The following is an 8,683-nucleotide window of genomic DNA, read 5'->3' as shown; positions in this document are numbered from 1 at the left end:
TTCAGTTTTCAAAGAGCATTTTGCGCATCAGCGCTAAAAGTTTTGTCTACATTCACTTATGCGTTTCTCGTTAACTTTCCAGCCAACCAAACTTGTGATATGTAGTGGTGCCGGCAATAGGACTTGAACCCACAACCCCCTGATTACAAGTCAGGTGCTCTACCAATTGAGCTATACCGGCGTGTTTTTTGTTTTCTCGCTGCGAGCGTTTCGTGTGTGTCCCGCTCACGAGATTTAATATAGCATGTCCCTTTTTTAAATGCAATAGAAAATCGAAAACTTTTTCATCAGAATTTAAAAAAACGCCAAAATAAACGAGAAAAGTGGCGGAACCAAAGCCGCCACTCTCCTGTTTACCCTGCTCGGAAGCCTTCACCAAGCACTTCATTCGCCGGGCATAATATGATAAACGCATCGGGATCGACAGAACGCACCATGATTTTCAGCTTGCTAACCTCGCTTTGGCTCACAACAGCCATCAGCACCTTGCGCGCATCCCCCGTGTATCCCCCAGAGCCGTCCAACAAAGTCACGCCCCTGTCCAGGTCATACAAGATCGTTTCTCGCAGCGAATCCGTTTCGTTCGAGATGATATAGGCAACTTTGGAGGTATTCCACCCCATTTGAACAATATCAATCGTCTTGCTCGTAACAAATAAGGCAATAAGTGCATACAAAGCTTTTTCCGGGTCGAACACAATTCCTGCGAACAAAATAACAAATCCATCAAATACCGCGACGCAGGCTCCTAGACTAAATCCCGTATACTTATGAAGAATTTGCGAGGCAATCGCGAAGCCCCCTGTTGATCCTCTGCCCCGAAACACAATCCCGATTCCAAGCCCTACGCCGATTCCTCCATAAATACTGGCAAGCAGCGGATTGGTCGTCAACGGATGCAAATGACTCGTCAGCATGACGCACAACGGCAAAACGACCGATCCGATCGCGGCTTTCATACTGTATTGCCGATCCAGCAGCTTCAATCCCAACAGGAACAACGGGATATTGCATGCCCACTGGACGATAGCCGGGGGAAGTCCAAACAGATTATGCAAAATGGTGGACAAGCCTGAGACTCCTCCAGAAGCAATCTGATTGGGGTTCAAAAAAAGGTTAAAGCTGGTTGCAAGCACCAGAGAACCGAGGATCAGCATCCCGTACTCCATTGCTTTTCTCTGCGGGCTGTTCAACTGGATTGCTGTTCGTTTTTTTCGCGCCACACGGTTTCACTCCTGACATTTTTCGCGTAAGCAAAATCCGCACATACACTACCATGTTTTGGTCGAAAAGAAAACCCCCATTTCCGCTCCTTCCTTCTCAGTAACATTTGCTGAAGCACAGCAAACATGCACGAGAGTTGGGCTTCTTTCTAGAAAAAAGAGATTGACTAGCCGCACAAACAAATCGATAATTATAATCAAGTAATAATTATTATCAAAAAAGAGGTGACCTGTGATGGATGAACAACTGGCCAGTGTCACAAACCAGATCAAACACTTCGGAAAACGCCTGACGATTCAAAGACGCGCCGTCTTGCGCTATATGCTGATGTCCCAGCAACACCCTACAGCCAAAGACGTTTACCATGCCTTGAAAAACGAAATGCCCAGCATCACACTCTCAACGGTTTACACCAGCTTGCGACTCCTGGCGAAAATGGGGATCGTTAAAGAGCATGTGCACGCTGATACCCCCAACCGTTTTGAAACGCTGGTCAAAATCGATCCTGTTCAGTTAAAAGAAGTCATGTGAGCAAGCATAACGGAAACTAGCAATAAAAAAGGGAACCCGCTAAAAGGGCTCCCTTTTTATTAACCAAACAACTGCTGCAACCTTATCATCGGTTTAAGCCACGGCATAATCGTACACAGCCCTGCCCAGCAAGCCAAGCGTGTGCAAAGCTGCCTCGGGCGTTACATCCTGCGACAAGGCGGCAATCGCAAACTGTCGACCCTGTACGAAAAGTATCCCGACGTCGTGCTGCCTGCCTGTGTCCCAACCGGATTTGCACGCCAATTCCCAGCCAGGCAAGCCATCCTGATTGCTCGCGGACGGCAGTTGGGACGGCAAACCGTTCAGCACTTGCTGCTTGTTCATAATCGCAATCATTTCTGTACGCGCCGCCCGGGAAAATCCGCTGCCAGAAACGATATGCTCCAGCATCCGCGCCACATCCCCTGCCGTAATCATGTTGTTGGCCGTCACGTCCTGCGGATAGATCATCACCTTGCGCGAATAGTAACTTCGCTCCATTCCCAGCTCACGCATCATCTGATCAATCAGCTCTTTTCCCACAAAATCGATCAGCATATTCGTCGCTGTGTTGTCGCTCTGAATAATCATCAGCGTGACCAGATCGCGTATGGACAGCTTCAAGCCTGGCGAGAGCGCGTACAAAAAGCCTGATCCGCCTACCAAATCCTCTTTGCGCAAAGGGAGCTGATCCTCGATCCGGGCTTTGCCCTGCTCACAGGCCGCGTAAACCGCTGCCATAATCGGAACCTTGATGACACTTTCGGCAATAAACAGCTCGTCCGGTTGGTGCTCAAAACAGATTCCCTGCGGCACCGCCAGCTCTTTTACTACGACTCCCCATGTCCCTGCCGCTTCCTGCACGATCTTTGACAAACGTTTCTCCAGCTCCACCGCTCTCCATCCCTCCTGTAAAAGTCGAACACAATCGCCTTTCTATTATCATACAATTCCAAAAACATTCCTTACAAGTTACAAGAACGGGTTCAGCTGATCTTCCGGGACGCGGTCGTTTGTCCCGCTACCCACTTGGAAATAATAGGGAGATCACTCCACTGAAGGTGAAACCTCATGCAGAAGCCCGGAACGATCGGCACGCGCCAATTCACCATTCTGGTTACCCTGATTACGGTCGGAGATTCGATTCTGATCTTGCCGGCAGCCGTAGCGAAAGAGGCCTCCTACGACAGTTGGCTTTCCAGCATCATTGGTGTATTGGTTGGCCTGGCTGTCATCTATCTGTATTGCATAATCAGCCGTTTGCACCAGGAGCACACGCTGATCGGGAAAAACATACTCATTTTCGGGCGTTGGCTCGGTACGGCTTTATCCATCATGTTCCTTTTCACACTCCTGATCAACGGCTCTGTTTACGTGCGTGCCATCGGCGATTTCATGACCGCACAAATTTTGAAGGAAACACCGAGCGTTGCCGTCGTCATCCTTCTCGTGGCGTGCTCCCTGTTCGGTGTGCGTCTCGGCTTGGAGACTTTCGCGCGGACGAGCGAGATTTTTTACCTCTGGTTCGTCTTTACTTTTCTCTCGTTTTTTTTCTTGTTGGTACCACAGTTTTCCCTTCGCAACTTGCAGCCCGTTCTGGAAAACGGGCTTGCCCCTGTCATCAGCGGCTCTTTTTCTGTGATCGCCTACCCGTATACAGAGCTGATCGTCTTTTTAATGATTACCCCTTTCGTCGATGTTCCGCAAAAGCTCACTTCTGCTTTTTTGCGGGGAGCGATCTACGGCGGAATCTGCCTGATCACGATCATTTTGATGACGCTTTTGGTGCTCGGTCCGGTGTTGACTGCTACAGACAATTTCCCCAGTTACTCGCTGGCGAAGCGGGTTCATGTCGGCGAGTTTTTTCAGCGGCAGGAAGCCATGATGGCACTGATGTGGTTCGTCTCGATTTATTTCAAGGTCGTCTTGTACATGTACGGCTTTTGCGTAGGCATTCAGCAGCTTTTGAAACTGAAGGAATACCAGCTACTCACTTACCCTACCTGTCTGTTGTTTGTTGTAGGTGCCATCATCCTTTTGCCGAATGAAACATTTTTGCTTCAAGCCTACACATTTTGGCCGCTCTTTGATTTTTCTGTGGCGGTTGCCTATCCGTTGCTACTCGTCGTCTGGTACCACATCAGGCAGCGACTGCAAAACAAGCCGACTCCTCTGCAAAAGTGAGGGGGCGGCTTGTTTTCATGTCTTTCTTCTATTCTTTTGGCAGGCATGCTCGCTTGATCGCAGCGACTCGCTCGCTGTCCACATAGCGCAAAGCTTGCCCCTCTTCCCTGGCTGCGGTACCGAAATGAACCTCTCGGACGCCAGTCAGCCCGATCAGCCCAGGCGCATTCGTCGCGGCCAGCCCGCTCCCTGCCAAAATGGACAGAGTCGAGTTTTCCGTTTTGCGCACCAGCTCCGCGATGCAATCTGCGCCTTCCATGGCTGTACGTTTTCCCCCGGAAGTCAGGATCGTCTTTACTTGCGGATATTGCAACAAGATGTCCAAAGCTCCAAGCTGGCTCACCGCTTCGTCAAAAGCCCGGTGAAAAGTCACGTTCAGGCCGTTTGCTTCTTCCAGCAACAGCTCCAGTCCGTCACGATCCAATTGCTTGTCTGGCGTCAACATGCCAAAAACAACACCTGCCGCCCCTAGCTCGCGGACGACGCGCACATCTTCTTTCATGACACGCAGCTCGTCTTTGGTATAGCAAAAAGATTGGCTGTGCGGCCGCACCATGACATTGACAGGAATGGAGACAGCCTTGACCGCCGCTTCGATCAAGCCCCAGCTTGGCGTAAGCCCTCCTTCCAAAATGCCGGAAATCAGCTCTAGCCGATCCGCGCCGCCTCGCTCTGCGCGTTTTGCATCCTCAACCGAAGTCGCAATCACTTCCACCAGCATGTGATTTCTCCTCTCGTCCGTAGCTTTTATGGACATTGTACTGAGCGTCGCCACCGTTGCGCAAGTGCGCGCCTAGCATTTTTCCAGAACGAACACGGGCCGCTTTTCCCCGACGATCAACTGGTTGTCATTGACGATTTCTTTCGGGGCCAACGCATGCAACCTAGTGATGGTCTCCTTGTTGCTGTAATCGATCTGCTCCAAAATGCTGGCGATGACGAGCGGCCAAACCAGCTCTGAACCGTCCAGTACCTTCAGCGAGAAGCTGATTCGCTCCTTTTTCAGGGCAAAACCGTATACGCCCATCGCGCCGCCTTTGGCAATAATGTTTGGATCGGTCAGCAGAGTTGTGCAGATGAATTGGTGGCTGGCGATGATTTCCGGGTGGGCCGTCATCCAGCCCGTCACTTTTTCAACCGCCTGGCGATTTTCTTGTTCCGCAATCAGGTCGGGACAGGCCAGCTTCAAATAAGCGATCGCCAAATGCTTGAGTGGCAGGGCATAAACAGGAAAGCCGCAACCGTCGACAGCAAGGCCAATGTGCTCCTGCGGGTACTCGGCGAGACTGGCAAAAGCTTCCAGAGCCTCCTGCTGGGCCGGATGCTCCTGCTTGTAGTAATCGCTGGTCGTATAGCCGCGTTCCTTGGACAACGCCAAAAAGCCCAGATGCTTTCCTGCGCAGTTGTGAAAAAGTCTGCGCTTGGCTACACCTTGGGACAAGCAGGCGAACTTGGGCGCTTCATTTAATGGATACGTCGGGCAGGTTAAAAGTTCGTCTTCGCGAATGCCCGTTTTGGCCAAAATCGATTCCAGTCCTTCCAGATGATAGGCTTCACCGCGATGAGATGCCGCGAACAGCGCCGCTTCCCGACTTGTCAGCCCGAATCTTTCGTCAATTTTTTGCCTCGCTACCGGAATCGCCTGAAACGGTTTGGCAGCGGAACGCAGCAAGACAACATGCATCACTTCTCCTGCCGAATAAATGACCTGGCCGTGCTCATCCACGCCGCAAACGATGCCTGAATGAACATTTTCCAATATACCTCCGCGATACTCTTCTACTAATGGGACATCCCGCATTATTCTCACCCGTTCTGTTCTATTTTTCTAATTATTCCATTCGCAGGATAATTGATTGTAATAAAGGTAAAAATTCATTCATTTAAAGTATTAAAACCAGAATTATCCGTCTTTTTATACGCTGATTTTCTCCATTGGTGTTATTAAAAAATACTAGCAGTGACACCATATTCCGTCAATCGTTTTTTCGTTGCCGATTGCCCACGGCAGGCCAATCTATAGTATAATGGCTCAGGATGGCAACCGCCATCAATCGCATACGAAATCCGCGCGACTGGCGCGGGAGAGGTTCGCGAACTCCCTCTATAAAAAACTAAGGTGGACAACAGTACCGATCCCTTGGTATTGTTTTGTTTTTTTGCAGGAGCAAGTTCAAGAACTCTCTTTCTTCCATTACGATACTGAAGGAGATGGAGAGCATGAAAAAGGAAAAAGCCGTCGTTGTGTTCAGTGGAGGTCAGGACAGCACCACTTGCCTGTTCTGGGCCAAGCAGCAATTCGGCGAACTAGAAACGATTACGTTTGACTACGGGCAGCGGCACAAGCTGGAAATCGAGTGTGCCAAAGAGATCGCCCGGGAGTTGGGCGTAGCCAACACCGTATTGGACATGAGCCTGTTGAATCAACTCGCTCCCAATGCACTAACCCGCACAGACATCAACATCACCCAGGAGGAAGGCCAGCTTCCATCCACATTTGTCGATGGGCGCAATCTGTTGTTCCTGTCTTTTGCAGGCGTTTTTGCCAAGCAAAAAGGAGCGCGGCATTTGGTTACTGGCGTTTGCGAAACGGATTTTAGCGGCTATCCCGATTGCCGCGATGCGTTTGTCAAATCGCTCAATGTGACGCTTAACCTGTCCATGGATTATCCGTTTGTGATCCATACGCCGCTCATGTGGCTCGACAAGGCGCAAACGTGGAAGCTGGCGGATGAACTGGGTGCCTTCACCTATATCCGCGAAAAAACCCTCACCTGCTACAACGGCATCAAAGGCGACGGCTGCGGCGAATGCCCTGCCTGCCACCTGCGAAAAGCCGGACTGGACAAGTATCTTTCCGAAAAAACTCAATCCGGGGCCAACGTCTGATGAGCGCAAACTTTGACTTTCGCATCGTCGACCGCATGCAGACACTTGGCACCCATATTCAACAATCGCAGCTGCGCTACCATAACAAGCGCGTGCTGGTGAGCAAGGAGTTTACGTTTGACGCCGCCCACCATCTGCACGCCTACGAAGGCAAATGCAAAAACTTGCACGGACACACGTACCACGTCGTGTTTGGCATCAGCGGCTACCCGGATGAAATCGGGCTGGTCATCGACTTCGGCGACATCAAGCAAATCTGGAAGGAACATATCGAGATTTACTTGGATCACCGCTACCTGAATGAAATGCTGCCGCCGATGAACACCACGGCAGAAAACATGGTCGTCTGGCTGTTTGAACAAATGGAGCAGCAGCTTCAATCTGACGTCTATCGCGACCGCTACCGCGGCGCTCGCGTCGAATTTGTCCGCCTGTTTGAAACGCCGACGAGCTACGCCGAGGCGAGACGGGAGTGGATGATGGAGTGAGCATTCCCGTTCTGGAAATTTTCGGCCCGACGATTCAAGGGGAAGGCATGGTCATCGGGCAAAAGACGATGTTCGTCCGCACCGCTGGCTGCGACTACCGCTGTAGCTGGTGTGACTCCGCCTTTACGTGGGACGGCTCGGCGCGCGATGAAATCAAGCAGTTGTCCGTCGAGGAAGTCTGGGCAGAGCTAACGCGTCTGGGCCAAGACCGTTTTTCCCATGTCACCATCTCTGGCGGCAACCCGGCGCTTCTCGCAGGCATGGGCGAGCTTGTCTCGTTTTTAAAGGAACGCGGCATTCGCACGGCGCTGGAGACACAAGGAAGCCGCTGGCAGGAATGGCTGCCGCTGATCGACGACATCACGATTTCTCCGAAGCCGCCCAGCTCTGGCATGAACACGGATTACGCCGTGCTCGATCGCATCGTGGGCGCTCTGACGGAGCAAAAGCATCCGGGGCTGAGCCTGAAGGTCGTCGTGTTTGACGACGCCGACTTCGCATATGCGCGCGACATCCATCGGCGGTATCCGGCGGTTCCTTTTTTCCTCCAGCCGGGAAATAGCGATCTCGTCAGCGCGGACACGCACGAACTGAGAGAAAAGCTATTGGAAAGCTTTGAATGGCTGATCGACCAGGCGATGGCCGCCCCCGATTTGAACGACGCGAAAGTGCTGCCGCAGCTCCACGCCCTGGTCTGGGGAAACAAGCGCGGCGTGTAGGCGTGTAAATGAAAAGCCAGGATTGGATTATAGATGAAAAAAAGCGAGGATGAGAAACCAATGAACGAACAACAACGCGATCTGTCTTCCCTCACCCTGCTGGGCAACCAGGGAACGGCCTACAACTATTCATACGACCCGAGTGTACTGGAATCTTTTGACAACAAGCACCCGTACCGCGACTACTTCGTCAAGTTCAACTGCCCGGAGTTCACCAGTCTGTGTCCGATCACCGGACAGCCGGATTTTGCTACGATCTACATCAGCTACATCCCGGATATTAAAATGGTCGAGAGCAAATCGCTCAAGCTGTACCTGTTCAGCTTCCGCAACCACGGCGATTTTCACGAGGATTGCGTGAACGTGATCATGAACGACCTGATCAAGCTGATGGACCCGAAATACATCGAGGTGTGGGGCAAATTCACTCCGCGCGGCGGCATCTCGATCGACCCGTACTGCAACTACGGCAAGCCGGGAACAAAGTACGAAGAGATGGCCAGCTATCGCTTGATGAACCATGATATGTACCCGGAGAAAGTGGATAATCGGTAGAGGTTGATGTTGGTTAGAGTGAGAAAACCCTTGATATGCAAGGGTTTTTCTTTGACCGTCGCTGCCGAGGTATATATTTAGATAGAAAATGCC

The 8,683-nt window shown here is 51.3% G+C and carries 10 protein-coding genes, 1 tRNA gene and 1 riboswitch; of the genes, 6 read left to right on the top strand and 5 right to left on the bottom strand.

The window, feature by feature from the left end; genetic code table 11:
* Positions 1 to 105: 105 nt before the first annotated feature.
* Together DEP07_RS16885 and DEP07_RS16880 are read right to left on the bottom strand one after the other, a co-directional pair.
* A tRNA-Thr gene (locus tag DEP07_RS16885) sits at positions 106 to 181 on the bottom strand.
* A 172-nt stretch (positions 182 to 353) separates the two neighbouring features.
* Positions 354 to 1,223: a YitT family protein gene (locus DEP07_RS16880; protein ID WP_122964732.1), complete on the bottom strand. Its 870-nt coding sequence runs from the start codon at positions 1,221 to 1,223 to the stop codon at positions 354 to 356.
* Between the two features lie 235 nt (positions 1,224 to 1,458).
* Here DEP07_RS16880 and DEP07_RS16875 point away from each other — a divergent pair, with 235 nt between their 5' ends.
* A complete protein-coding gene (locus DEP07_RS16875) occupies positions 1,459 to 1,755 on the top strand; it encodes a Fur family transcriptional regulator (protein ID WP_173597621.1) in 297 nt (98 codons plus the stop codon).
* 93 nt (positions 1,756 to 1,848) lie between these two features.
* On the opposite strand, the gene DEP07_RS16870 is transcribed toward DEP07_RS16875, so the two are convergent.
* On the bottom strand, positions 1,849 to 2,649 hold the full coding sequence (locus DEP07_RS16870) for a serine hydrolase (RefSeq protein ID WP_287102774.1): 801 nt from the start codon (positions 2,647 to 2,649) through the stop codon (positions 1,849 to 1,851).
* 177 nt (positions 2,650 to 2,826) lie between these two features.
* Between DEP07_RS16870 and DEP07_RS16865 the strand changes: the two genes are divergently transcribed.
* Positions 2,827 to 3,939: a GerAB/ArcD/ProY family transporter gene (locus DEP07_RS16865; RefSeq protein ID WP_173597619.1), complete on the top strand. Its 1,113-nt coding sequence runs from the start codon at positions 2,827 to 2,829 to the stop codon at positions 3,937 to 3,939.
* A 28-nt stretch (positions 3,940 to 3,967) separates the two neighbouring features.
* On the opposite strand, the gene DEP07_RS16860 is transcribed toward DEP07_RS16865, so the two are convergent.
* Together DEP07_RS16860 and DEP07_RS16855 are read right to left on the bottom strand one after the other, a co-directional pair.
* Positions 3,968 to 4,660 (bottom strand): copper homeostasis protein CutC, encoded by a 693-nt coding sequence (locus tag DEP07_RS16860; RefSeq protein WP_287102773.1) that lies wholly within the window; start codon positions 4,658 to 4,660, stop codon positions 3,968 to 3,970.
* Between the two features lie 72 nt (positions 4,661 to 4,732).
* Positions 4,733 to 5,740 carry an asparaginase gene (locus DEP07_RS16855; RefSeq protein ID WP_287102772.1) on the bottom strand — a complete coding sequence of 336 codons (1,008 nt, stop codon included), beginning with the start codon at positions 5,738 to 5,740 and terminating at the stop codon, positions 4,733 to 4,735.
* A gap of 279 nt (positions 5,741 to 6,019) precedes the next feature.
* A riboswitch (PreQ1 riboswitch) is annotated at positions 6,020 to 6,063 on the top strand.
* Positions 6,064 to 6,159: 96 nt separating this feature from the next.
* Between DEP07_RS16855 and queC the strand changes: the two genes are divergently transcribed.
* Genes queC through queF form a run of 4 tightly spaced genes read left to right on the top strand, consistent with a single transcriptional unit; the run spans position 6,160 to position 8,590 of the window.
* Complete coding sequence (gene queC, locus DEP07_RS16850) at positions 6,160 to 6,828, top strand: 7-cyano-7-deazaguanine synthase QueC (protein WP_173597616.1); 669 nt, start codon at positions 6,160 to 6,162, stop codon at positions 6,826 to 6,828.
* On the top strand, positions 6,828 to 7,316 hold the full coding sequence (queD, locus tag DEP07_RS16845) for a 6-carboxytetrahydropterin synthase QueD (RefSeq protein WP_122964725.1): 489 nt from the start codon (positions 6,828 to 6,830) through the stop codon (positions 7,314 to 7,316). Before queC ends, queD begins: the two co-directional genes overlap by 1 nt.
* The gene (gene queE, locus DEP07_RS16840) at positions 7,313 to 8,035 is read left to right on the top strand and encodes a 7-carboxy-7-deazaguanine synthase QueE (RefSeq protein ID WP_255679159.1); all 723 of its coding nucleotides are present in this window, start codon (positions 7,313 to 7,315) and stop codon (positions 8,033 to 8,035) included. The genes queD and queE overlap by 4 nt, the downstream gene beginning before the upstream one ends.
* Before the next feature lie 60 nt (positions 8,036 to 8,095).
* Positions 8,096 to 8,590: a preQ(1) synthase gene (gene queF, locus DEP07_RS16835; RefSeq protein ID WP_173599202.1), complete on the top strand. Its 495-nt coding sequence runs from the start codon at positions 8,096 to 8,098 to the stop codon at positions 8,588 to 8,590.
* Positions 8,591 to 8,683 lie beyond the last annotated feature (93 nt).

Origin of the sequence: Brevibacillus sp. (assembly GCF_003521185.1) — a bacterium.
Classification (GTDB): domain Bacteria; phylum Bacillota; class Bacilli; order Brevibacillales; family Brevibacillaceae; genus Brevibacillus; species Brevibacillus parabrevis.
Note: the sequence above shows the minus strand (reverse complement) of the source record. Positions and strands in the feature narration are given on the sequence as shown.